Origin of the sequence: Paraflavisolibacter caeni, from assembly GCF_025628885.1 — a bacterium.
Taxonomy (GTDB): domain Bacteria; phylum Bacteroidota; class Bacteroidia; order Chitinophagales; family Chitinophagaceae; genus Flavisolibacter; species Flavisolibacter caeni.
In genome coordinates this window covers 542694-566916 of sequence record NZ_JAOTIF010000001.1, presented here as the reverse complement: position 1 = coordinate 566916, position 24223 = coordinate 542694, and the positions used below count along the sequence as shown (strand labels likewise).

The following is a 24223-nucleotide window of genomic DNA, read 5'->3' as shown; positions in this document are numbered from 1 at the left end:
TTTGAGGATATTTTTTTTTGGTAGTCAGGAAAATAATTTTTAACTACCAGAAAGTCCTTTAATATACGTTTTTTCTGTGAAAAATATTTAAAAGAAGCGGTAGTATTTATGTTAAAAATCCATGCAATCACCCGTTACATTATATCATAATTCTTTGTTAGCGGTGACGATTTTCTATACATGAAAAAGATCAAAAAAAGACTCCAAAATGATCTATTTGGCAGCATCAATTGTACCAGTCCTTTTTAACCATCCCGGATTCCAAAAACTTTTTTGCATTTTTGCAGCAACATAACCCTTGTGGATGACTGTTTATCAATCGTTACTGGAAAAGAAAAAGAGCGGACAAAAGTCTTTTGCCATTTTAATAGACCCGGACAAAACAGGGAAATCTTCATTACATGCTGTAATTGATTTAGCCTTGGAATCAGGTGCTGACTATTTTTTTGTAGGTGGCAGCCTTGTGATTTCCAATCAGCTCGATGAAATTGTTTTAGAAATAAAAAAACAATGTAATATTCCTGTAGTCCTGTTCCCAGGCAGTCCTTCACAAATCAGCAGGCATGCCGATGCCTTGTTATATTTATCTCTCATTTCTGGCAGAAATCCTGAATTATTGATCGGGCAACATGTTATCTCTGCTCCTTTTGTAAAAAAGAGTGGGTTGGAGATAATTTCTACAGGTTATATGGTTGTTGATGGCGGAGCGCCTACTACGGTTTCTTATATCAGCAATGCGACTCCTATTCCTTCTGATAAAAGCGATATTGCTTTATGTACGGCTATGGCGGGCGAGATGCTGGGCATGAAACTGATTTATATGGATGCTGGCAGCGGTGCTAAAAAAGCCATTTCTGAAGAAATGATTTCAGCTGTTGCAAAAAACATCGATGTACCACTAATTGTTGGCGGGGGTATCCGTGATGCAGAAAAAGCGTATCTCAATTGCAAAGCAGGCGCAGATGTTATTGTTGTAGGCAATGCCATTGAAAAAGACATTCTACTCATTAAAGAAATGGCAGCAGCGGTGCAGGCTAAGGTTGTCATTTAAGCGCAGGAACGCGGGTAGGGGTATCATTTCCTGCAATAATGGTTCTGCTACTCTCTGCTATGGCTTTAATGATCTGCACCATGTTATTCAAGTCCAGGGTTTCAACTTCATCTTCTACAGAATGGTAATATTTTTCATCATCCATTTTGGCTGTTGAAATTGTATGCGCAGGAACACCCAGCCTTGCTAGAGTTGCATTGTCGGAGCGATAAAATAATTGCTGTTCCGGGTAAGGATCAGGGTAAAAAGAGAAAGCTGTTCCCTTCAGATTTTTCTGCATGATCTTACCCATGTCAGTTTTTTCAAAACCGGTAATGTAGGCAGTGTTCTTACCCCACTTAGATGTAGTGCCAATCATCTCTATATTAAACATAGCAACTACCTTGGCCGGATCGAATTGCTTAGAAAAGTACTGGGAACCAAAACCTCCAATTTCTTCAGCGGTGAAGGCAGCAAAGACCAATGTACGATCGTTGTTTGCTAATTGCTTGAAATACTGTGCCAGCATGATCACAGCAGTGGTGCCTGCGGCATCATCGTTGGCTCCGTTATAGATGCTATCGCCATTTTCCGGGACCCCAACACCCAAATGATCGAAATGTGCAGAGAAAATGACAAACTCCCCGGGCTTTGTTTTACCCGGCAGAATGCCAACAACATTATTCAATTTTGGACCTTCGCCAGATAAAGATTGTCCAGGTTTCAGGTTGAATGTTTGCAAAAACTGGCCACCTGCTATGGGTTGCAATCCAATGTGTTGAAATTCTGAAGCGATAAAGAGGGCTGCCTTTTCACAGCCTTGGGTTCCAGCTTTTCTACCCTGCATACTGTCTGCAGCCAGGACCTTGATGATCTTTTCGGCCTCTTTTGCTTCAAATACAATACTTTTTGCCTGAGCACTAGCAATGAAGTGAAAGGAAATGAGTAAAAAGGAAATGGCTGCTTTTAGCATGGCTTATAATGATATTGAAAATTAGGATATTGGAATATTGCAGCCGTTTTTACAGGCTCATCATTTCTTTAAATTTCACAGTCTGCCTGCGGCTTACTTCAATTTTTTCTCCCCCTTTTAACTCCAGAAGTAAGCCCCCGTTAAAATAGGGCTCTATTTTATCAATCATTCGCATATTCACAATATGCTTTCGATTGGCGCGGAAAAATACTTTTTCGTCCAGGCGCTCTTCCAAGGCATTCAGTGATTTTAATATCAGTGGTTTATTATTGCCAAAGAACACTTTTGCATAGTTCCCAACGCTTTCAAACAGGCGGATGTCGCTTAATTTAACAAACCAGCAGCGTTCGCCATCCTTTACAAAAACCTGGTCATGTTCAGTAAGCAAGCTCCTGTTGGCATCAGTGGCAGTTGTATTATTGCTGTTACTATTTTCTGCGGCATTCAACTTGTGAATAGCATCAGCCAGACGTTTGGGTTCTATGGGTTTTAACAGGTAATCCAAAGCATTTACTTCAAATGCTTTTAAGGCAAATTCATCATATGCAGTTGTGAAGATCACATGAGGAGCGCGATCCAATTCGTTGAGCAGATCGAATCCAGTTTTGCCAGGCATCTGGATATCCAAAAAAATCAGGTCAGGGTTCAGGTTTTCGATTTTGGAAAGCCCCTCATCAGCATTAGCCGCTTCATCCACGATCTCTATTTCCGGGAAATCCTGCAGCAGTTTTCGCAATTCTGTTCTTGCCAGACGTTCGTCGTCAATAATTATTGCTTTCATTGGATGAATTTATAATTTATTGTTTGGAGTATGGAATTAAGCTTTACAGTTGAAGATTTATTATTTTAAGCAGGTATCATCACCTTTGCTTCTACTAATTGTTCGTTTAGCTGCCTAATTTCAAAACTGGCTTTATTTCCAAAAAGCAGTTGCAGTCTGTCCTGGGTACTAGAAAACCCGAAACCGGCACGATTTGCACCCCCATTCAAATGCCCTGTGTTTTGTACAGCCAACAGATGGTAATTATCTTTTATTCCGGAAATGATCTTCACCATACCACCCTGAACCTGTTTGCTGATTCCATGCTTAATCGCATTTTCTACCAGGGTCTGCAACATCATTGGCGGCACTTGTTTTTCCAAGGTTCTATCTTCGACGTCATAGACCACTTTCAGCCGGTCTTCGAAGCGCATATTTTCCAAGGCCAGGTAGTCTTTTACTATTTTCAGCTCTTCGTTCAGACTAACAGTTTCCCCTTTCTCTGTTTTCAAGCTGCTTCGTAAAATATTGCTCAATTCAGTAACTGCTCTCCTTGCCCGTTCCGGATTTTCATCAATCAGGGCGCGGATACTGTTCAAGGCATTGAATATAAAATGAGGGTTAATGTGCGCCTTGATCGTTTTCAGTTCCAGTTCCTTTACCATGGCTTCCAATTGCAGGGTATCCATTTGCTGCTTCCGGCTTTTCATGATATAATGGTACATGAAGTAGATAAGGTTCCAGATAAACAACAAGGAAACACCTGTACTGAAATTGTAAAAGAACAGCTTATGAAAGGCCGCTTTTTTATTCCTGATGGTTAGCCACAGATCGCACACCTGTTCGAATGGTGTTTGGATCATAGCCATCAGGATAGCAAATGTAATCGTCAGAATAATGAAGATAATTACCTGCTGCTGGAGGCTTCTCAATAAAATTGATGAGCGGCGGATGATCATCCGCATCAAATGAGAGAAGATAATACCTATTTCTACAAAGAAAAGGACACGGAAAATAGTTTCCCGGCTCAATTGGTCAAATAAAATGGCGAAAAAGATGCTAATCAGAGCATATACACCCCACCCAACGAATTGAAAAGTCCAATAACGGGCATTAGATGGCTTCATATAGCAAAGCTACTTTTTCAGTGCATGGCATCAAAGCGTATAAATATACCAACGGGGAATATCTGATTTAAAAGGAAAATTTCCACACCTCATCAGTGCAAACACTTATTAGAATAAAATAACAAGACGGCAAAATATATCTATTATGATTTAATATGTTATTTCGCTAATTGTAATTCATTAATTTAGAGCCCGGCTAAACCCGTAACGTGAAAAAGTTCCTAATCCTAGCCCTATTGATTTTGTTTCAATTCTGCTCTTTCGGGCAGGGCCGTGTTGTTATTAATGAATATTTACCCTGGGCAAGTAGTGGCTGCAATACAACAACCGAATTTGTTGAGTTGTATAATTTCGGACCAGGACCTGTAAACATAGGGTGCTACATTTTAACAGAAGGAGACTTTTCCATTACCATTCCCTCTAACACAATTTTACAACCTGGCCAGTATTATCTTATATCCGGGCAAGACATATTACCCAAGGGCTGCGGTAATTTAGACAGTGCGGTCCATGTTAGTCTCAATTGGACTACCTGTAATTGTACCAGCGGCACTATACCAACAAACAATGATGGTCTTTTTACTGATGGGGGCAATGGAAATGAGCAGGTGGTTTTATTGGATCCGAATCTCAATGTGGTAGATGCCCTTGTACGTGATCCATCAGCAACCGAGGCGTCTGCATTTATCCAAACCTCCACACTCAATGGAAATTGCACTTCAAGGAGCTTTGACCTGGACTTGATAAATATTCCATATGAAACAGCCGTTGGACAATCGACCGGCCGCGGCAACTCGTTTGCCCGTATTATTGACGGTGATTGCAAATGGATCAAGGAATCTACCCAAAGTGCAAATGCCCCTAATTATTCGCTTGGCGATGCTGCCTCCATATCCTATGAATTAACAATTACCAATTCGATGGAGTGCAATAACAGTAAAGGCGCTATTTCCATCAATGTCATTGCCACAAGCTATACGGACATATTCCCTATGAATTACACCCTGGCTTATGATGCAGACAACAATCAATTATTCTCATCTTCCGACCAGTATACCAGTGGTGTAGACAACACCCCAAGCAGAATTGATATTAACGATTTAAAGGCCGGTAACTACCGGATTACGTTATTTACTCCGCAGGCCTGCAATTCAAAAACTTTTGATTTTCAAATCCTGGAGTGCAGTACTGTTTTACCGGTGCATATATTGTCTTTCAAACACCTGAAGACAGAGGATAACAAGCAAAGTTTTTCCTGGGCGATCAGTGAAGTGGAATCTGTTCGTACTATCCTATTGGAGCAGAGTAATCATAACAGTGGGTTTACGACTGCCTTTCATCAGACTATCGACGACCGTTCGTCTGGCACACAAACATTTTCAGCTGTCATACCGGCTTCAGAAGCCAGGTTTTTCAGGCTACGTATTACTTTAAAAAACGGAAACGTTATTTATTCGGGCATTATCAGCACGCATTCTTCCATTTCTGTTACTGCCAGCAAGTTGTGGCCTAATCCGGCTAAAGGATCTATCACAATACAACCCGGAACACCATTGCCCTCCCAGTTAAGCTATAAAATTTACAATCTTCAAAATAGCCTGGTGGAACAAGGTGATTTGCATATTGGGAGTAATCAATACAATTTTACGCTGCCCGTTCATCATTTATCTAAGGGGTTTTACCAAGTTTTTATTTATTCCGTCGACAATTTTAAACCAATTTCGTTGCGGTTTGTTAAAGATTGATGAAGGACGGCTTCTGACTGAAGGGAGGTTGGTAGAAGATTGCTGATTAGGGAATTGAAGGTTTAAGTGAATTGGTGGGAAGAGAAGATGAATCGGTAATAAAGGGCGGTACAGATTAAAGATAAGTGTTAATAGTAGGCAGGTGAAGCAGTGAACTTTTCAGCAAGATGAAATAATGGATTATTTTTACCCCTTAAATAGCGGGCATGCACATAGAACCAGGGGCGTTGTTAAGAACAATACAGAGTCCCGATGACTTAAAAAAGATTCCACAGGACAAGTTGTACCAAGTATGCGACGAACTTCGTCAATATATTATTGACGTCGTGAGCGTTCACGGAGGACATTTTGCGGCCAGTCTTGGTGTTGTGGAGCTTACAGTTGCCTTACATTACGTTTACAATACTCCGTATGATCAGCTGGTATGGGACGTAGGACACCAGGCTTACGGTCATAAAATACTCACCGGCCGCCAGCAATTTTTCGAGACCAACCGCAAATACGGCGGCATCAGCGGTTTCCCAAAACGCAGTGAAAGCGAGTATGACACCTTTGGAGTTGGCCATTCTTCCACCTCTATTTCTGCGGCCCTGGGTATGGCTATGGCAGCAAAGTATAAGGGAGAGAAGGATAGGAAATCAGTTGCTGTTATTGGCGATGGCGCTATGACAGCCGGTATGGCCTTTGAAGCCCTGAACCATGCAGGGGTTGCAGATAGCGATGTTCTGATCATTTTGAACGACAACTGCATGAGCATCGACCCCAACGTGGGTGCCCTGAAAGAATACCTTACCGATATTACCACCTCTCATGCGTATAACAAGTTTCGTGATGATGTATGGAAGTTGCTGGGCAAACTGCCTGTAGGAAAAAACTTTACCCGTGAAATGGCTTCAAAGCTGGAGGCAGGCATAAAAGGTATGGTGAGCAGGAGCAGCAACATGTTTGAATCGCTGAACCTACGCTATTTTGGCCCTATTGACGGCCATAACATCACTAAACTTACGGATACTTTAGCTGATTTAAGAAATATTCCAGGGCCTAAGCTTTTGCATGTGCTGACTGTAAAGGGCAAAGGTTATGCACTGGCTGAAAAGGATCAAACCAAATGGCATGCCCCCGGCTTGTTTGACAAAATTACCGGCGAGATCTACAAAAAGAAGTACGACTTACCCCAACCTCCTAAATACCAGGATGTTTTCGGGCACACTATTATAGAACTGGCAGAACAGAATAGTAAGATCTTTGGCATTACCCCAGCCATGCCTAGCGGCTCTTCGTTGAAATTCATGATGGAAAAGATGCCTGATCGTGCTTTCGATGTAGGTATTTGTGAGCAACATGCGGTGACGCTTAGTGCCGGTATGGCGACCCAAGGCATGAAGGTATTCTGCAATATTTACTCGTCTTTTATGCAACGGGCGTTTGACCAGGCTGTGCATGATGTGGCCATTCAGAAGTTACCGGTCGTTTTCTGCCTGGATAGAGCAGGATTGGTTGGAGAAGATGGCCCCACCCATCATGGCGCTTATGATATACCATATTTCCGCTGCATTCCGAATATGATCATTTCGGCACCGATGAATGAGGCAGAACTGCGCAACCTGATGTACACCGCTCAATTGGACAGTACAGAACTTCCCATTGTGATTCGTTACCCAAGAGGCGAGGGTGTGCTTTCAGACTGGAGGAAGCCATTCGAAACTGTCACCATTGGTAAAGGAAGAAAATTAAGGGATGGAAAAGATATAGCCATTCTTTCGTTTGGCCACCCTGGGAATTTTGCAGCAGCCGCTATCCGGGACCTCAGGACTGATAACATCACACCTGCCCATTATGATATGCGTTTTGCAAAGCCACTGGATGAAGAATTGCTACATGAAGCGCTGGCCAAATACGATAAGATTATTACAGTAGAAGATGGCTCTGTAGTTGGCGGCTTTGGCAGTGCGGTGTTGGAATTCATGCAACAACATGGCTATAAAAATGATGTACGTATTTTAGGAATTCCGGATCGTATTGTAGAACATGGTACGTTGAAAGAACTGCACCGTGAGTGTGGTTATGATGCGCAGGGAATTGCGGATGCAGTGAGAGAGATGATGAAAGAGCGGGTAGGAATGACAATAGTGGGATGATTCATGAATGCTTACAGTTTCATGAAGTGATTCTTTTTAGAGGTTTTGCAACGAAGGGGAATACGGTTGTGCCCTACTGTAGGCTGCAAGTAAATGCCGGTATTGTTCTTCATTTAACTTGATCCTCTATTTGCTTCTGATACTAGAATATTGAAATATTAGTATAACTGAAGAAGAGAGCAATAAATGATAAAAGCGAGTTGTAAAAACTCGCTTTTATAAGACAGTTAGTGCTGTACCCTAAATATTCAAGTGGTATAGGATAGTGGCTTAGCTTTTTCAGGATATTGGATGCAAATGTTTTTCTAAAGATTATTTGGATAGTATTGTCTTTCAAAGGATGATATAACAAATCTATCCAAACACCTCCAACACCCACCTATTAATCGTTCAAAAAACGTTTTAACATCGACGAAAGCGGAAAAATGATCGGCGAAATCCAAAAAAGATGGTTAAAATCTCCAAAAATGGAGGTAAACAACATTTATAATAAATGCATATGCTCCTCGTCTGTCAGACCTTCTTCCGTTTCATTGTACTCCAAAAGAAAGTTATTACGCCCATCTCCTATCATAATACGCAAGTATTTCTGTTGTACTAACTCCAGCATAGACAGGAATACGAAAATGGCATGCACGCGATTTTCGACTACTTCAAAAACCTTTTCAAAGGACAAGCTACGCTCACGCTGTGCAATCGAGATCATGTCTGCTTTGGTGTGCTCCATTGTGTAATTGTACTGCACCACGGTGTGTACGGGCTTATTGAAGCGGTCCTCATACTTTTGCATCACACGCTCAAAAGCTTTCATCAACTTGAAGAGTGTAATTGTCTGTATTTCAGTACCCTCCCCGGCCTGCTCTCCTATTTCTATCATTTCTTTCTGAATGTTGCCCCTTTTTGCCATCAAGATCCTTTCGGCCTCAAGTTCTGCCATCCTGATAGCAGCTTCCTTGAACTTTTTATACTCCAGGATCTTATCAACCAATTCCTGCCTGGGGTCAATTTCATTGCCCTGTTCATCCAGTTCCTTGCGGGGCAGCAACATTTTTGCTTTAATACGCATCAGGGTAGAAACGAACAAGATGAATTCGCTCGAAAGCTCAATATCTAATTCCTCGCCTGTATGGATATAATTCAGGAAGTCGTTGATGATCTTTGTGATAGGTATATTATAAATATCCAATTCGTCTCTTTCGATAAAAAAGAGCAAAAGGTCGAACGGACCTTCAAATTGAGGTAGTTTTATTTGATAGTTGGTAACCAAAGGAAATTATTTAAAAAATAAAAATCCCGTTAACTAACGGGATGTAACAAAAATATCAACTTTTTAAAGTATCAATGAGGTGCCAGGCTGTAAATAATTATTAATTATAATTTATTAATCATTTGCCATTGAGCACACAGATCATGCTTTAAAAGAAAAGTGTCATACCTTTTGAGCATTGGTTCCATTCACCCTCAACTCATCCCTGATCTCCATCAACAATTTTTCCTGTAAAGTGTATTCTGGCGGAGCGGGAGCTACAGGAGCTTCTTTTTTACGCTTCATAACATTCATGCCTTTGATGACCATGAAGAGTGCAAGTGCCACAATAAGGAAATTGAGCACAGATGCCAGGAACTTCCCATATTTAACACCCCCCCAGCTAAGAGCTTCCAGGTCTTTCAGGTTAGCGGCTTCGAGCGCCGGAGCCAACAATAAAGGAGTAACTACATCGCTCACCAGTGAAGAAACAATAGCACCAAAAGCAGCTCCAATCACTACGGCAACTGCAAGGTCTACAACGTTACCTTTTAAAGCAAATTCTTTAAATTCCTTTATTAATCCCATAGCATAAGTTTATATGTTAAGATACAGCATTTATAGTTTAATTATTCGGTTTTTCAGGCAGCGAAGGAAATTTCATATTCAAAGCTTTCAATGCATTCACTAATGTTTGGGTAATGATAAATTCTTTATACCAGTTTTGATCGGCAGGAACTACTACCCAAGGAGTCGCATTACAAAATCTGAACACGTCTTCATACATCTTGCGGTATTGATCCCAAAGATTCGATTCTGTAAAGTCTTTCCGATCATATTTCCAATGCTTGGTTGGGTCTTCCAAACGCTCTTTTAAACGCACCTCTTGTTCTTCCTTTGATACATGCAAGTAAAATTTCAGAATTTGAGTAGAATTAGTCGACGCAAGCATTTCTTCGAAATTATTGATTGCATTAAAGCGAAGATGCGCTGTCTCGTCATCACATAATTTATGGACACGGGTTACTAAAACATCCTCATAATGAGAACGATTAAATATCTGAATTAAGCCCTTACCTGGTGTATGTTGATGAATCCGCCATAAGAAATCATGGGATAGCTCTTCTTGTGTAGGTTCTTTAAAAGACTTGACGCGAACCCCCTGCGGATTTAAGCTGCCAAATACCTTACGGATAGCCCCATCTTTGCCGCTGGCATCCGGGCCTTGCAGTACTACCAGGACAGCATGTTTTGCCTCGGCATACAAAAGATACTGCAAACTATCTAACTCCTCTAAAAGTTCTTCTGTCTGCTTTTTAATTTCTTTTTTATCCAGGTGCCCTGGTGCTTTTGTAGATATTTCTGATAGCAGATACATAAATGAATATTTATGATTTTTTAATACCAAAACTTCACCTTTGCTACCGAATTTATGCAAAAACAAAAAGTAATCAACTGGTCGATTTTTATTTTGCTATCATTTATCTGGGGCAGCTCATTCATCTTAATGAAGGTAAGCAAAGAAGATCTAACGGGTGTGCAAATTGGTGCTGTACGTATTTTTTCGGCTGGTTTCATATTTTTGGCACCAGCTATTTTTCATATTTCCAAAGTTCCAGTCAGGAAAATCCCATTGATCATTTTATCTGGCATATTAGGCAACTTATTGCCGGCTTTTCTTTTTGCAATTGCAATAGAAAAAAAGATAGACAGTTCACTTGCCGGCATTCTTAACTCGCTAACTCCTTTATTTGTTATCGTTATTAATATGCTCTTTTATAAAGCCAAACTACCCAGGCAGAAAATTGCCGGCGTGGTGATTGGCTTTATTGGTTTATTGGTATTAAGTTTCTCTGAAGGAGGTATCAGTTTTCATAATTCCGGGTATGCCCTATTGATTTTAGTGGCCACATTATTATATGGCATCAATGTTAACCTGGTGAGTCACTATTTAAGAGATGTGAACCCAATACACATGGCCACAATTTCTCTGGCCATTATGAGTTTCCCTGCAGGTGTTATCGCGTGGCAGCAAGATACTTTTGCATTATTACAATATAATGTTTCAGCCCGCTGGTCGTTTGCGGCAGCTGCCTTGCTAGGAGTAGTAGGCAGTGCATTTGCAACAGTTTTCTTTTATTATCTTATCAAAAAAGCAGGTGGTCTTTTTGCCACGATGACAACCTATGCGATTCCTATTGTAGCTATTTTCTGGGGCATCTTAGCAAATGAAAACGTAACAGCTATACAGATCTTTTGTCTAGGCGTGATCTTAGGTGGTGTTTACCTGGCTAATAAATCGTAGAGAGGAGTTTAGAAGAATTTAAAAGGTCTAATAAGTTCTTATTGTTATTCTTAACTCATTAGACCCTTTAAAATTATTTAAAAAAAGCCTGGTATTTAGACTGCCATAATATCTTTCTCCTTAGAGGCCAGGTGTTTATCTACCAATGCAATGTATTTGTTCGTCATTTCCTGCACTTCAGCTTCTGCATCTTTTGCTACGTCTTCGCTTAGGCCATTCTTCTGCAATTTTTTGATGCTTTCGATGGCATCGCGACGGATGTTTCTAATAGCGATTTTAGCATGTTCTCCTTCACCCTGGCACCTTTTAACCAATTCCTTACGCCTTTCTTCGGTCAATGGAGGTAAAAAAAGACGGATAATAACACCGTCATTCTGAGGGTTGATGCCGATATTAGAAGCTATGATCGCTCTTTCAATAGGCTGAAGCATGTTTTTCTCCCAAGGCTGGATGGTTAACGTACGAGCATCCAAAACACTGATATTTCCCACCTGGTTGATTGGAGTAGGAGATCCATAATAATCTACCATAATTCCATCCAACATTTGAGGATTTGCTTTGCCGGCACGGATTTTCGCCAATTCTCCTTCCAAATGCACAATTGCCTTTTTCATGGAATCTTCTGCTAAATCAATAGTTAACGACAACTCTTCTGACATAGGTATCTTAGTTTAGAAAGCGCAAAACTAAGGAAGGAATCATTATGGCGAGCGCAAATATTCAGTTTTATAACTTACTGGTCAACAGCAACTTTTTCGGGCTCCAATGAAATGACCTTTGTCCGGGAAATGCTTCTCACATTAGGTTGTAGTGCAGGCACTTGTTTGTTGATTTTTTTAGCTTTTGGCTTTTTGCCATACAACAGGATAGCCAGAAACCCCAGGGAAGCAGCCCCCAAAATGCAGAGCAGAAAGTTGGGTCCTAATAAGCGACCAAAATAAGCCAGGCTAATAAACAATACATTCAAAAGAAAACAGCAGGCTGTTACATATTTATGATTTAAACCTCTATCCAGCAACAAGTGGTGTATGTGATTGCGATCAGGAGAAAAAGGAGACCTTCCTTTATAGATCCGGATGCTAAATACCCTTAAAGTATCCAAAATAGGAACCATTAAAACAGCAATACCGATTCCAACAGCAGATTCAAGGTGAAAAGGAACAGCAACAGAATCTGCCACATTGATAAACTTAATCACCAAAATAGAGTTCAATAATCCTATCATCAGCGAGCCGCTGTCACCCATAAAGATCTTCGCAGGATGAAAGTTAAAGATCAAAAAGCCTATCAGACTCCCTGCCATGGCAAAAGCCAAAAGTGAAAAAGAGGGCAACCCTGCCAAATGAAAATAAGTTCCAAAGACTACCATGGAAAGTAATCCCAGCATGCCAGCCAGGCCATCAACACCGTCAATTAAATTATAAGCATTAATGATCAGGATGATTGTAAAGTAGCTCAATCCAAACCCTATAATATCAGGCAATTTGGTAAAACCCAATATACCGTGCATGCTATCAATGCGGATGCCGCCCAGGTGAACAAGAATTGCGGCTACAGCTAGCTGGCAGATAAACTTTTTACGGGCCGATAATATTAAGATATCATCTTTTAATCCCAGGAAAAAAATAATAGTAGCCGCAGCAAAGAAATATTGGAATTCAGGATTGGTCTTATTGGAAATAAAAAATAAAGTTGATAAAAAGAATCCTATAAAAATACCTACACCACCCAGTGAGGCTATTGGTTTTTTATGAATCTTACGATCATCGGGCATATCATACAGCCTTTTTTCATTGGCTATCTTGATAATTGCAGGTATTGCTAAGTATGTTAAGATAAAGGATACAGAAAGGGTTAAGAGCACGAAAATCATAATGCAGCGGTTTATATGGTGCGTAAAATTAGTACTAACAATCCAAACATTAAATATTATTTATTTATTATGCTTTTTAGCACCTTATTATTTAAAGACCGCTTGCCCTTTTTGTATTGGTTGAAGATTTCTCATTTCGGTTGGTTAAAAGGTTATGAATGCAGCTACACAGCAAAAATATTATGCCAGCTTTTTTTTCACGTAAGCATTAATGTTCAAACAAAAAAATTAAGCAGTTACATTTTAAGTAGAAATAACTCATCAGTTAATGTCTTTTTATTTTCCTCTACCCCTCACCGATATATTAAAATTGAAAAGAATTATAATAAAATATTCATGCAATGTTGTTTTTTCTCTACATGCCAAATCTTATTCCGACCGTAGGCTAAACTCCTGTCGCGCTGCTTTTCTGGCTGGTAACCAGGATGCCAGCACGGCTATAACTAAAACGGTTATGCCAACCAGTAAAAAGTCTGACAGGGACAGTTTGACAGGAAAATAATCAATCAGAAAAGTGCCGCCCTGGAGGGGGATCAATTTAAAGTTGACTTGTAGAACTGCTAAGATAACTGCTACCAACATACCGGAGCAGCCGCCTATAACGGCCAGCAGCACTCCTTCGCTCAAGAAAATCTTTTGAATGAATGACCTGCTGCCGCCCAATGCATGCAAAACACTGATGTCCTGTTGTTTTTCTAGTACCAGCATCGTCAATGCTCCAATCATATTAAAGGCTGCCACAACCAGGATCAAAGAAAGAATGGCATAGATCACCCATTTCTCTGCCCGCATTACCGAATACAGGCTTTGGTTTTGCTCGTACCTTGTTTGAACCAGGTAATGATTACCTAATACCATTGCCAGGTTTTCTTTAACCTCATCAGGATCAGCATCCTGGTTTAATATCAGTTCGGCCGCTCCATACTGATCAGCTCCCAATCCAAGCATTCTCTTTAAAAACTCAAGGTTCGTTATGGCATATTTATTATCAAAGTCCTGCTGAATTAAAAAGGTTCCAGAAGTATTGATTGTATCTGCGCTGATTGAGTTTAGTGGGTTAGACAAGTCCACTCCTGATTTTTTGGGAAGGTAAACCACCAAAGGAGCGAGACTCCTATCGCTTTGAACTGCTACAGCGTTTTCAATTCCAGCACCCAGCACCAGGAGCGGGAAGTCGGCATCGCCGGTCCGGAAATTTCCTTTGACGATATGCTTTGATACACCTGTTACTTTAGTATATTGGTCATCTACACCTTTTAAATAAATAATAGATTGAAATTCTCCGTTTTGCAACAATGCTTTTTCTTCCGCAACCAGGGAAATATTCATCACGCCCTTTACTGACCTGATTTTGTTTAACTGCTCCTGGCTAAGGGTGATCTGTTTACCGGTTGCCGGAGAAACCCTGATATCAGGATAAAAAGAAGAGTAAAGAGATTTTACAAGGTCCTCAAAACCGTTAAATACACTTAATACCAGGATCAGAGAAGCCGTTCCAATGATGATGGCGAGTATACTGATCCAGGCAATTATATTTATAGCATTTGTAGTTTTTTTTGCTTTAAAATAGCGCCAGGCGAAGAGAAAGTTCACGAGTTTACAGGTTTACGGGTTCATGAGTATAGGATCACTCCTAAGCGCTAATCTTCACTGGTCTCCTTTTGATCTTTTGCGCCTTCTTCTCCTTTTTTTATTTCTTTAAATATTTCTTCCATTTTGAATACATGGTCAAGCGTTTCGTCAAGGAAGAACTTTAATTCCGGAATCCGGCGCAACTGCTGTTTCACCCTGGAAGCCAGTTCCTTTTTGATTTCCCACTTATGATCTTCTATCTTTTTTAAGGCCACCTTTGCTTCTGTCTGAAATATGCTTAGGTAAATTCTTGCTTCCAAAAGGTCAGGAGTGATCTTCACTGTTGATATAGAAACCAAACCGCCATTGAGCATATTCAATCCCAGGTGCTGAAAGATGCTGTTCATTTCTTCCTGAATCAGCCCACCTACTTGCTTTTGTCTTTTTCCTTCCTGCATATATTAACCTTTATTGGATGTAAAAGTAGTTACTTTTGCCGCGTTTAAGACATCAAACCCGGTCCTTTCCTTAGTTGTTCCTATGAATTCGGCGCCTGGTTCGGTCAAATTACAGCATTAAAACCATCATGAAGAAATACGGACGAGTTTTCCAATATCTAAAAGATTATAAAGGACAAGTACTCATATACTTTTTGTTTATTGTTCTGTCTATTGCATTTTCCATTATTTCCCTGGGTATGTTGATGCCCTTTTTAGATCTTATTTTTAAAGGAGAACAATCAGGCACCGGCAGCCTCATCAGTGCAACCAGCAACCCCCTAGTTAAAGTTTTCAAGAATTTCTTGTTCCAGCAAATTTCCAAGGGCGAAGATGGCATTGAAAGCAAAACCAAGGCACTAGGCATCATATGCGGTTTGATCATTGTTTCCATTTTCTTCAAAAATCTATTCCTTTATCTTTCTAATTATATATTAAATCCTTTAAAGAATAAAATAGTCAACAGGCTACGCTCGGAACTTTACAATAAAATACTACAACTCCCAATAGGTTTCTTTACTGAAAAGCGTAAAGGCGACCTTATCAGCCGCATTACAAATGATATGGGAGAAGTTGAGTCTTCAGTTGTGGGTACACTGGAAGGCTGGATAAGGGATCCTCTTACGATTATTATTAATCTTTCTGCCCTTTTCATATTAAGCCCCCAGCTTACTTTTTTTGTTTTGCTGCTTATACCCTTTGTAGGGACTTTCATCGGCAGGATTTCACGCTCCCTAAAAAGACATTCTTCAGAAGCGGCTCTGCATTATGCGGATTCAGTTTCCGTTTTGGATGAGACATTGTTAGGCCTGCGTGTGATCAAAGCATTCAATATTGAACCATTACTGCGTAAAAAGTTTTTCAGTATTGATAAAAAATTATTAGAGGCCAAGAACAAAATGATTACACGCCGCGACCTGGCATCACCCATGTCGGAATTTTTAGGCGTTATGGTGTTTTGCGGTATTCTATATTTTGGTGGATCGCTGGTATTGAAAGGAAGAATTATGGAGGCATCGGCTTTCATTACCTACCTGGCCTTATTTTATAATATTATCAACCCTGCCAAATCACTTTCCACTTCGTTCAGCAATATGCAAAAGGGGACAGCAGCCATTGGACGCATAGAAGAAGTATTGCTTACAAAGAATACAGTAGATGATAATATAAACGGGAAAAGGCTTGAAATCTTCCAGCACAGTATTGAACTGCGTAATGTTTCGTTTGCGTATGATGGGGTCAGTGTATTGGAAAACATCAACCTGAAGATAGAAAAGGGAAAAACGGTAGCATTGGTAGGATCATCAGGTGCAGGTAAATCGACCCTGGCTGACCTGGTTCCACGTTTTCATGATGTTACAAGCGGAGAATTGCTGGTAGACGGCGTCAATATAAAAGAATACTCCCTCGAATCGGTAAGGGATCAAATCAGTATTGTTACACAGGAACCTATTTTATTTAATGATACGATAGCTGCCAACATCCAGTTGGGTAAGCAATCTGCAAAACTGGAAGAGATTGAAGCGGCGGCCAAGGTAGCTAATGCCTACCAGTTCATTACAAAGAAAGAAAGAGGGTTTGATACTAATATTGGAGACAGGGGCAGCAAACTAAGCGGCGGCGAACGTCAGCGCTTAACTATAGCCAGGGCCGTTCTGAAAAACCCTCCGATTTTGATATTGGATGAAGCTACTTCTGCGCTCGATACAGAAAGTGAACGACTGGTGCAAGACGCCATTAATAATATGATGCAAAACCGCACTTCTATTGTAATAGCCCACCGCCTGAGCACAATCCGCCATGCAGACGAAATCATTGTGCTGCAGAAGGGCAGGATTGTTGAAAGGGGTACACACCAAGAGTTATTGGAAAAGGGAGGGTACTATTACCGGCTGGTACAGATGCAGGAGGTGAAGTAGGCCCCCTTATTTCAACACTTCACGGCTGATGACGATTTTTTGTATCTCGCTGGTTCCTTCACCGATGGTGCATAGTTTGGCGTCGCGGTAATACTTTTCTACAGGAAAGTCTTTGGTATAACCGTACCCACCGAATATCTGAACGGCATCGTTGGCAACTTTTACGGACATTTCACTGGCATAATATTTCGCCATTGCAGACTGCGTGGTTACAGGTTCATTTCGCTGTTTCAGATCGCAGGCTTTGTAGATCAGCATTTCTGCAGCAACAATCTCAGTAGCCATATCTGCCAATTTGAAAGCTATTGCCTGGAAAGAAGAAATGGGTTTATCAAACTGTTGGCGCTCTTTTGAATATTGTAAAGCGGCCTCATAGGCACCTTTGGCAATACCAAGTGCAAGTGCAGCTATGGAAATTCGCCCGCCGTCCAACACTTTTAATGCCTGACGAAAGCCATCACCCACCTCTCCTATGCGGTTCGCATCCGGCACAACGCAATTAGAAAAAACCATCTCTGTTGTTTCGCTGGCGCGCATACCTAGCTTGTTTTCTTTTTTACCCCCACTAAAGCCCGGACTGCCTCTTTCAACAATAAAGGCAGTAGCATTGTCCTTAGTACGCGGTTCGCCGGTACGGCAAATCACCACCGCCACATCTCCGCTACGGCCATGCGTGATCCAATTTTTAGTGCCATTGATCACCCAATGATCACCTTCGCGGACAGCAGTACAGCGCATATTGCCGGCATCGCTACCGGTATTGGGTTCGGTAAGCCCCCAGGCTCCCAGCCATTCAGCTGTTGCTAATTTGGGCAGGTATTTTTGCTTTTGTATCTCATTGCCAAAAGTAAGGATATGTCCAGTGCATAATGAATTGTGAGCCGCAAGGCTTAAGCCTATGGACCCATCTACTTTGGCAATTTCTTCTATAATGACTTTGTATTCATAATAGCCTAATCCCGTACCACCATAATGTTCCGGAACCAGAACGCCCATTAAGCCGATCTCTCCCATTTTCTTAAAAAGCTCAATAGGGAAATCCTGGCTTTCATCCCATTTCATTACATAGGGTTTGATATACTGTTGTGCGAAATCCCTTGCTGTTTGTGCGACCTGTGAAGTAATTTCTGAAATCTCGAAATCCATAATTAAGGGTTAAGATGAAAAAGCAGTCGCAAAGAACTGCTATTCCAAATATAAGCATCCAAAAGGGGATTTGGAATATTGATCTTATAAATTCAGAATCAACCCGTCGTAAGCAAGGTGCCTGCCAGAGGGGAGTTCTTTTTCTATTTCATTGTGCCGGCCTAATTGGTGCGATATATGGGTAAAATAAGCATCCGGGATCGCCAATTCATCAGCAAGTTCAATAGCTTCACTTAAGGAGAAATGAGAAATATGAGGTTCCTTTCGCAATGTATTCAGTACTATGACCTGGCTTCCTGCAATCTTTTCCTTTTCTCCATCTTCAATGCGGTTAGCATCTGTAATATAGGTGAAAGGACCAAAACGAAAGCCGTAAACCGGCATCTTTAAATGCCAGACCATAATGGGCGTTACAGGGATATCTCCAATATAAAATGGTTCTTCAGTTATGGTATTTAAATCAATTTCCGGAATGCCGGGGTATTTTTTATCTGCAAAAGCATAAGCAAACTCACGCATCAATCCGTCTATTGTCATTTGATTGGCGTATACCTGCATAGATTGTTGCTGCAGGTAATTAAAAGCCCTTATATCGTCAAGACCTGCTATATGGTCCTTATGAGGATGCGTAAATAATACAGCATCCAGCTTTTTTACCTGGGCTCTTAACATTTGATAACGGAAATCAGGTGTGGTATCAACCACTATTGTAGTCTTAGGAGACTGCACGAGAATACTGCTGCGCAGGCGTTTATCTTTCTTATCAGACGATGTGCAGACATAACATCCGCAAGCGATCATAGGCACTCCACTGCTGGTGCCCGTTCCGAGAAAAGTAATGGTCAATGGCGGACTGCTCACGGTGTAAATGTAAACCGCGGATTGATAGGATTCATTATGATTACCAGTATTCTTACAAAAATTTCTGCTGCCAGTTAATTACAAATAGTTATTAATCAATAATTATTGATTGCCTGCTTGTTCCTCAGCACCACTTTGCTTTACCCGGCTCATGATGTCGTGATAGACTTTTGCGCTTTCAGGAGAAAGGGTGCTGGGATCAAAATTGAATTGAGGAATCAACTCAATCAAAGCATTAATTCTTCCTTCCAGTGTCAGGAATTTATTCAGCACCACTACTTTTTTTTGTTCCAGGATACAGTATCCGCTTTGAAAGGTTCCTCTTTCATAGCGGATCACATAGTGCTGTTCTTCAACAAGTTTTTCAATTTTATTTAATGTTGTTTGTGTGTATTTCATAATTCAGCTATTTACTAACCATCTTAATTACCGGTACGATCATTTCTTCGAGACTTACACCGCCGTGCTGGAAGGTGTTGCGGTAATAGTTTACATAATGATTATAGTTGTTGGGGTAACATAAGAAGGTATCCTCACCAGCAAAGATGTAGGAAGAGTTTACTGTTGGAACGGGCAGGCCGCCTTCCCTTGGATCGCGGAAGGCCAATACTTCTTTCGGATTATAATTCAAATTGCGACCATGTTTGTAACGCAGATTGGTGGTCGTCTGCTTATCGCCAATAACTTTAGCCGGTGTTTTAACACGTACACTACCATGATCTGTAGTCAATATCAGTTTAATATTTTTATCAGCTACTTTTTTCAATGCCTGGTGAAGAGGTGAATGCTCAAACCAGGAGGCTGTAATGCTGCGGTAACTGGTTTCATCGCCAGCCAATTCTTTCAGCACCTCCATCTCTGTTCGCGCATGGCTCAGCATATCTACAAAATTGTATACAATTATATTCAGGTCATTTACCAGGAGGTTATGAATGTTATTGACCAACTCAAGCCCTGCCTGGTTGTTCAGGACTTTAGTATAGGAAAAGCGCAGGTTTGTTATTCCGAGTATTTTGAGTTGAGATTGAAAGAATTCTTCTTCAAATAAATTTTTTCCTCCTTCTTCGTCATCGTTTTTCCATTGCGTAGGATAACGCTTTTCTATTTCGATAGGCAGCATTCCGGCAAAGATGGCATTACGTGCATAATGAGTGGCTGTAGGCAAAATACTATAAAAGGTATCTTCCTCCATTATACGAAAACTTTCAGCAAATATGGGTTGTATGGTTTTCCACTGGTCAAATCGCAGGTTATCTATCAATATTAAAAAAGTAGACGTTCCCTTTTCAACATGAGGCAATATCTTTTCCCTCATTAATGTATGGGACATCACCGGCGCTTTGGATCCTTTGTCTTTTAACCATGAAGCGTAATTGCGGGAAATGAACTTAAAAAATTCAGTATTAGCCTCGCCCTTTTGTGTTTGCAGCACTTCCTGCATTTCAGGGGAATCGCTTTTCTGAAGCCCCAACTCCCAATACACTAGTTTTTTATAGATATCCATCCATTCATTGAAATCAGGGTTACTGTTCAACGCCATAAATAAATTACGAAACTGCTGCTGGTAAGCAGAAGTCGTCTTTTCTGCGACAAGGCGTCTATTATCAATGATTTTTTTTAAACTCAGCAATACCTGATTGGGTCTCACCGGCTTAATAAGATAATCTGTTATCTGACTCCCAATGGCTTCATCCATCAGGTTTTCTGTTTCATTTTTTGTGATCAACACTACTGGAATCTGGGCGTTGATCTCTTTAATTTTTGCGAGTGTTTCCAGTCCTGTGATTCCAGGCATGGTTTCATCCAGCAGCACTACATCTACTACATTTTCTTTTACATAATCGATTGCATCAAAGCCATTCGTAAAAGTTTGTACTTCATATCCTTTATTTTCCAGGAAGATCTTTTGCGATTGCAGACTTTCAATTTCATCATCTACCCAAACTATTTTAGCCAAAACCATGTTTATATATTATTTACGATTAAGGAACTACGATTTGAACTTTGAAAATTACCAAATATGTACCGCATAAAGCAGAAGAAAAACCAAATATAGCGGGAACGATACACCTTGACATATTACATATTGATTATCAATCACTTATCGTTTCTAAAACCTTCTATAAAATAAAAACTGTCTCTAGAGCCTGCAATTGCGGAGATCATATATTGGTATGATTAAAGACGAGTTTATTTCTAAATGGCAGGAGCTTTTGTTATTCTACCTTCGCACTTTATTTTACATTTATCTTATGGCCTTACGCAAAATTATCAATGACCCTGTTTATGGATTTATAACGATAGACGATCCGCTGATCTTTAAAATTATTGCACACCCTTATTATCAACGACTCCGGCGAATTCACCAGATGGCTTTCGCTTCACTGGTATACCCGGGAGCCGTGCACACGCGCCTGCACCATTCGTTAGGAGCTTATCACCTGATGCATAATGCCCTTAATGAATTGCGCAACAAGGGCGTTGATATATCCTTAGAAGAAGAAAGAGGTGCCAAGATCGCCATCCTGCTTCACGATATTGGCCATGGACCTTACTCCCATGCACTAGAAAGAAAACTGCTTAAAGGGGTACACCACGAACAGATCTCGGTAATGATGATGGAGCTTTTGAACCAGCAGTTTGATGGCAAACTGCAAATGGCCATCGATATTTTAAGTAGCAAACATCCCAAACAGTTTCTGCACCAACTGGTTTCAGGACAATTGGATGTGGACCGGATGGATTATTTAAGCCGGGATTCCTTTTTTACCGGGGTAGCAGAAGGAGTTATAGGTTATGACAGAATTTTAAAAATGCTGGCAGTACACAATGGCGAGCTTGTAATTGAAGAAAAAGCAATTTATTCAGTAGAAAAGTTCCTGGTAGCCCGACGGCTTATGTATTGGCAGGTGTACCTGCACAAAACTGTAGTAGCGGCAGAAAAAATGCTGGTTAAAATAATTAAAAGAGCACAGGAATTATTAGAAAATGGTATAGAACTGCATGCAGCTTCTGAAGCCCTGGATTTCTTTTTAAAGGACCATCAGTATACCAACGACTTTAGAAATCACCTGGAGAAGTTTTGCTGTCTTGATGATACTGATGTTATGTGCACCCTAAAAAACTGGTGCAACCACCAGGACGTTGTACTTTCCCTATTGTGCAAAGGCTTGGTTAACCGAAGGTTACTGAAAGTAGAATTTCGAACTGAGCCTTTTTCAAAAGAAGAAACAGAAGAAAAGTGTTCTAAAGTTGCCCGCCAACTCAATATTTCTGACTATGAGGCTGGCTATTTGGTATTTAAGGGCGAAGCAGTGAATACAACTTATAATCCTAATGACGAACGTATTAAAGTTTTGTTTAAAAATGGTACAGTAACTGATATTTCTAAAATTCAAAATGCTTTAATTCATCAACACTTCGCCTCCCCTGTTAAAAAGTACTACCTTTGCCGCTTTGAATAATTTTGCGACTTAAAAAGCAAGGGCAATAAAAGTTGAAAAAGTTAACAATCTGGTAATTATAATAAGTTAAGGAAATCTTACCTATTGAATACCAATCAGATAGCAATTTCAATAGCTTTTTACAAGCGAATGTTCATTAAACTCTTTACAATAAAATAAGTCAATACTGGTGCTCATAAAGCTTTGCCCGGTATTTTATTTTAATTGAACGATTTGCTGACCTGAAACTCATTTTACTATTAGCGATAACAACAAAGTATGCAGTTTACAGCCGCTCAGATTTCATTTTTAATAAATGGAAAAATAGAAGGGAATGCCGAAGCCGTCGTAACTTCTTTTGGAAAGATAGAAGAAGCGGAACAGCATCAACTTACATTTTTCGCCAATCCTAAATACGAAGAATTTCTTTATACGACTCATGCATCGATTGTCATTTTAAGCGAGGGTTACGAACTGAAACACGCTGTCCGTCCTACGCTTATCAGGGTTCCGGATGCCTATTCAGCATTTGCCCTGCTTTTAAGTAAATATGAAGAAGTAGCCCGCCAACAATTAAAAGGCATTGAGCAACCATCCTACCTTGCACCTACGGTGACATTAGGTACGGATGTTTATATCGGGGCATTCAGTTACCTAGGCAATCATGTAAAAGTCGGAAACAACACCAAAATTTATCCCAATACCTATATTGGCAATAATGTAAAGATTGGTAGCAACTGCATTATTCATCCTGGCGTTAAAATTTATCATGATTGCGTTTTAGGCAATAATGTGATCATACATGCCGGGACTGTAATCGGCGGTGACGGTTTTGGCTTTGCACCACAGGCTGATGGCTCTTTCAAAAAAGTACCACAAATAGGAAATGTGGTGATTGAAGACCAGGTAGAAATCGGTGCCAATACCACTATTGATCGTGCTACCATCGGATCTACCTTTATTAAGGCTGGAGCAAAGCTGGACAACCTTATCCAGGTTGCCCATAATGTGGAAGTTGGTAACAGTACCGTGATAGCTGCCCAGGCAGGTATTTCAGGTAGCACTAAAATTGGTAACCATGTCATGATTGGTGGCCAGGCTGGAATTGTAGGACATATTTCCATAGCTGATGGTTCTAAAATCAATGCACAGAGTGGGGTAAGCAAATCGTTGAAAAGCCCTAATACGGCAGTTACCGGTTCCCCAGCTTACGATTATACCAGTGCCTTGCGCAGCCAGGCAGTTTTCCGTAATTTACCTGAAATGGAAAGACGAATCCAGGAATTGGAAGAACTCGTCAGGCAATTGGTAGCAGAAAGAGTGAATAGCTTATAATTATTATAAGCATATAAATACATTTATAAAATTTGTTTATAGCCCTGGCATCGACCAGGGCTTTTTATTAGGCCTTTGAAGAAGTATAGCCCCTTCATATTACAGTTTTAGCTGTAGATGTTATATAAATGCCTCAAAGTGCAGATTTAAGCCTTGAATTCTTGTTTTTTAACGTCTTACAGATCCATTAAGCGGCTTATTTTCGATATATTTGCAAGAATGGGCCACGCCCAGTATTATTCAAATATCTAAT

General features: G+C 40.5%; 21 protein-coding genes. 7 read left to right on the top strand and 14 right to left on the bottom strand.

What is annotated here, in order from left to right; all coding sequences use genetic code 11:
- Positions 1-304 precede the first annotated feature (304 nt).
- Positions 305-1051, top strand: coding sequence for a phosphoglycerol geranylgeranyltransferase (locus OCK74_RS02410; RefSeq protein ID WP_279295389.1), 747 nt, complete (start codon positions 305-307; stop codon positions 1049-1051).
- Here OCK74_RS02410 and OCK74_RS02405 read toward each other — a convergent pair.
- The 3 genes from OCK74_RS02405 to OCK74_RS02395 all read right to left on the bottom strand — a co-directional run bounded on the left by OCK74_RS02405 (position 1044) and on the right by OCK74_RS02395 (position 3890).
- The gene (locus OCK74_RS02405; RefSeq protein ID WP_279295388.1) at positions 1044-2003 is read right to left on the bottom strand and encodes a M20/M25/M40 family metallo-hydrolase; all 960 of its coding nucleotides are present in this window, start codon (positions 2001-2003) and stop codon (positions 1044-1046) included. The two genes, OCK74_RS02410 and OCK74_RS02405, sit on opposite strands and share 8 nt — an antisense overlap.
- A 49-nt stretch (positions 2004-2052) precedes the next feature.
- Positions 2053-2784, bottom strand: a complete 732-nt coding sequence (locus tag OCK74_RS02400) for a LytR/AlgR family response regulator transcription factor (protein ID WP_279295387.1) — start codon at positions 2782-2784, stop codon at positions 2053-2055.
- A 65-nt stretch (positions 2785-2849) separates the two neighbouring features.
- The gene (locus tag OCK74_RS02395) at positions 2850-3890 is read right to left on the bottom strand and encodes a sensor histidine kinase (protein WP_279295386.1); all 1041 of its coding nucleotides are present in this window, start codon (positions 3888-3890) and stop codon (positions 2850-2852) included.
- 209 nt (positions 3891-4099) lie between these two features.
- Here OCK74_RS02395 and OCK74_RS02390 point away from each other — a divergent pair, with 209 nt between their 5' ends.
- Together OCK74_RS02390 and dxs are read left to right on the top strand one after the other, a co-directional pair.
- Complete coding sequence (locus tag OCK74_RS02390) at positions 4100-5635, top strand: lamin tail domain-containing protein (protein ID WP_279295385.1); 1536 nt, start codon at positions 4100-4102, stop codon at positions 5633-5635.
- Between the two features lie 206 nt (positions 5636-5841).
- Complete coding sequence (gene dxs, locus OCK74_RS02385) at positions 5842-7773, top strand: 1-deoxy-D-xylulose-5-phosphate synthase (RefSeq protein ID WP_279295384.1); 1932 nt, start codon at positions 5842-5844, stop codon at positions 7771-7773.
- A 484-nt stretch (positions 7774-8257) separates the two neighbouring features.
- Here the strand turns inward: dxs and OCK74_RS02380 are convergent, their stop codons facing one another.
- The 3 genes from OCK74_RS02380 to OCK74_RS02370 form a co-directional block, all read right to left on the bottom strand.
- Positions 8258-9040 carry a segregation and condensation protein A gene (locus tag OCK74_RS02380; protein ID WP_279295383.1) on the bottom strand — a complete coding sequence of 261 codons (783 nt, stop codon included), beginning with the start codon at positions 9038-9040 and terminating at the stop codon, positions 8258-8260.
- Between the two features lie 162 nt (positions 9041-9202).
- Positions 9203-9607: a large conductance mechanosensitive channel protein MscL gene (gene mscL / locus OCK74_RS02375; RefSeq protein WP_279295382.1), complete on the bottom strand. Its 405-nt coding sequence runs from the start codon at positions 9605-9607 to the stop codon at positions 9203-9205.
- Between the two features lie 37 nt (positions 9608-9644).
- Entirely contained in the window at positions 9645-10397 is a 753-nt protein-coding gene (locus OCK74_RS02370) for a PPK2 family polyphosphate kinase (protein ID WP_279295381.1), read from the bottom strand.
- A gap of 54 nt (positions 10398-10451) precedes the next feature.
- Here OCK74_RS02370 and OCK74_RS02365 point away from each other — a divergent pair, with 54 nt between their 5' ends.
- On the top strand, positions 10452-11324 hold the full coding sequence (locus OCK74_RS02365; RefSeq protein WP_279295380.1) for a DMT family transporter: 873 nt from the start codon (positions 10452-10454) through the stop codon (positions 11322-11324).
- 95 nt (positions 11325-11419) lie between these two features.
- Here the strand turns inward: OCK74_RS02365 and frr are convergent, their stop codons facing one another.
- The 4 genes from frr to rbfA form a co-directional block, all read right to left on the bottom strand.
- Positions 11420-11983 (bottom strand): ribosome recycling factor, encoded by a 564-nt coding sequence (frr, locus tag OCK74_RS02360; RefSeq protein WP_279295379.1) that lies wholly within the window; start codon positions 11981-11983, stop codon positions 11420-11422.
- Positions 11984-12057: 74 nt separating this feature from the next.
- The gene (locus OCK74_RS02355) at positions 12058-13197 is read right to left on the bottom strand and encodes a glycosyltransferase family 4 protein (RefSeq protein WP_279295378.1); all 1140 of its coding nucleotides are present in this window, start codon (positions 13195-13197) and stop codon (positions 12058-12060) included.
- A gap of 369 nt (positions 13198-13566) precedes the next feature.
- Positions 13567-14790, bottom strand: a complete 1224-nt coding sequence (locus OCK74_RS02350) for an FtsX-like permease family protein (protein WP_279295377.1) — start codon at positions 14788-14790, stop codon at positions 13567-13569.
- Between the two features lie 47 nt (positions 14791-14837).
- Positions 14838-15227 carry a 30S ribosome-binding factor RbfA gene (gene rbfA, locus OCK74_RS02345; RefSeq protein WP_279295376.1) on the bottom strand — a complete coding sequence of 130 codons (390 nt, stop codon included), beginning with the start codon at positions 15225-15227 and terminating at the stop codon, positions 14838-14840.
- A 128-nt stretch (positions 15228-15355) separates the two neighbouring features.
- On the opposite strand from rbfA, the gene OCK74_RS02340 reads away from it, so the two are divergent.
- Positions 15356-17185: an ABC transporter ATP-binding protein gene (locus OCK74_RS02340; RefSeq protein ID WP_279295375.1), complete on the top strand. Its 1830-nt coding sequence runs from the start codon at positions 15356-15358 to the stop codon at positions 17183-17185.
- A 6-nt stretch (positions 17186-17191) separates the two neighbouring features.
- On the opposite strand, the gene OCK74_RS02335 is transcribed toward OCK74_RS02340, so the two are convergent.
- The 4 genes from OCK74_RS02335 to porX form a co-directional block, all read right to left on the bottom strand.
- Positions 17192-18331: an acyl-CoA dehydrogenase family protein gene (locus OCK74_RS02335; protein WP_279295374.1), complete on the bottom strand. Its 1140-nt coding sequence runs from the start codon at positions 18329-18331 to the stop codon at positions 17192-17194.
- 84 nt (positions 18332-18415) lie between these two features.
- Complete coding sequence (locus OCK74_RS02330) at positions 18416-19192, bottom strand: MBL fold metallo-hydrolase (protein WP_279295373.1); 777 nt, start codon at positions 19190-19192, stop codon at positions 18416-18418.
- Positions 19193-19294: 102 nt separating this feature from the next.
- Positions 19295-19591, bottom strand: coding sequence for a hypothetical protein (locus tag OCK74_RS02325; protein ID WP_279295372.1), 297 nt, complete (start codon positions 19589-19591; stop codon positions 19295-19297).
- A gap of 7 nt (positions 19592-19598) precedes the next feature.
- Entirely contained in the window at positions 19599-21155 is a 1557-nt protein-coding gene (porX, locus tag OCK74_RS02320) for a T9SS response regulator signal transducer PorX (RefSeq protein ID WP_279295371.1), read from the bottom strand.
- A 289-nt stretch (positions 21156-21444) separates the two neighbouring features.
- On the opposite strand from porX, the gene OCK74_RS02315 reads away from it, so the two are divergent.
- Entirely contained in the window at positions 21445-22656 is a 1212-nt protein-coding gene (locus OCK74_RS02315; protein ID WP_279295370.1) for an HD domain-containing protein, read from the top strand.
- Between the two features lie 258 nt (positions 22657-22914).
- On the top strand, positions 22915-23970 hold the full coding sequence (lpxD, locus tag OCK74_RS02310) for a UDP-3-O-(3-hydroxymyristoyl)glucosamine N-acyltransferase (RefSeq protein ID WP_279295369.1): 1056 nt from the start codon (positions 22915-22917) through the stop codon (positions 23968-23970).
- Positions 23971-24223 lie beyond the last annotated feature (253 nt).

Coding starts and splice junctions, on each gene's coding strand:
- OCK74_RS02410 (WP_279295389.1), top strand. CDS start 305: ATGACTGTTTATCAATCGTTACTGGAAAAGAAAAAGAGCGGACAAAAG.
- OCK74_RS02405 (WP_279295388.1), bottom strand. CDS start 2,003: ATGCTAAAAGCAGCCATTTCCTTTTTACTCATTTCCTTTCACTTCATT.
- OCK74_RS02400 (WP_279295387.1), bottom strand. CDS start 2,784: ATGAAAGCAATAATTATTGACGACGAACGTCTGGCAAGAACAGAATTG.
- OCK74_RS02395 (WP_279295386.1), bottom strand. CDS start 3,890: ATGAAGCCATCTAATGCCCGTTATTGGACTTTTCAATTCGTTGGGTGG.
- dxs (WP_279295384.1), top strand. CDS start 5,842: ATGCACATAGAACCAGGGGCGTTGTTAAGAACAATACAGAGTCCCGAT.
- mscL (WP_279295382.1), bottom strand. CDS start 9,607: ATGGGATTAATAAAGGAATTTAAAGAATTTGCTTTAAAAGGTAACGTT.
- OCK74_RS02370 (WP_279295381.1), bottom strand. CDS start 10,397: ATGTATCTGCTATCAGAAATATCTACAAAAGCACCAGGGCACCTGGAT.
- OCK74_RS02365 (WP_279295380.1), top strand. CDS start 10,452: ATGCAAAAACAAAAAGTAATCAACTGGTCGATTTTTATTTTGCTATCA.
- frr (WP_279295379.1), bottom strand. CDS start 11,983: ATGTCAGAAGAGTTGTCGTTAACTATTGATTTAGCAGAAGATTCCATG.
- OCK74_RS02355 (WP_279295378.1), bottom strand. CDS start 13,197: ATGATTTTCGTGCTCTTAACCCTTTCTGTATCCTTTATCTTAACATAC.
- rbfA (WP_279295376.1), bottom strand. CDS start 15,227: ATGCAGGAAGGAAAAAGACAAAAGCAAGTAGGTGGGCTGATTCAGGAA.
- OCK74_RS02340 (WP_279295375.1), top strand. CDS start 15,356: ATGAAGAAATACGGACGAGTTTTCCAATATCTAAAAGATTATAAAGGA.
- OCK74_RS02335 (WP_279295374.1), bottom strand. CDS start 18,331: ATGGATTTCGAGATTTCAGAAATTACTTCACAGGTCGCACAAACAGCA.
- OCK74_RS02325 (WP_279295372.1), bottom strand. CDS start 19,591: ATGAAATACACACAAACAACATTAAATAAAATTGAAAAACTTGTTGAA.
- porX (WP_279295371.1), bottom strand. CDS start 21,155: ATGGTTTTGGCTAAAATAGTTTGGGTAGATGATGAAATTGAAAGTCTG.
- OCK74_RS02315 (WP_279295370.1), top strand. CDS start 21,445: ATGGCCTTACGCAAAATTATCAATGACCCTGTTTATGGATTTATAACG.
- lpxD (WP_279295369.1), top strand. CDS start 22,915: ATGCAGTTTACAGCCGCTCAGATTTCATTTTTAATAAATGGAAAAATA.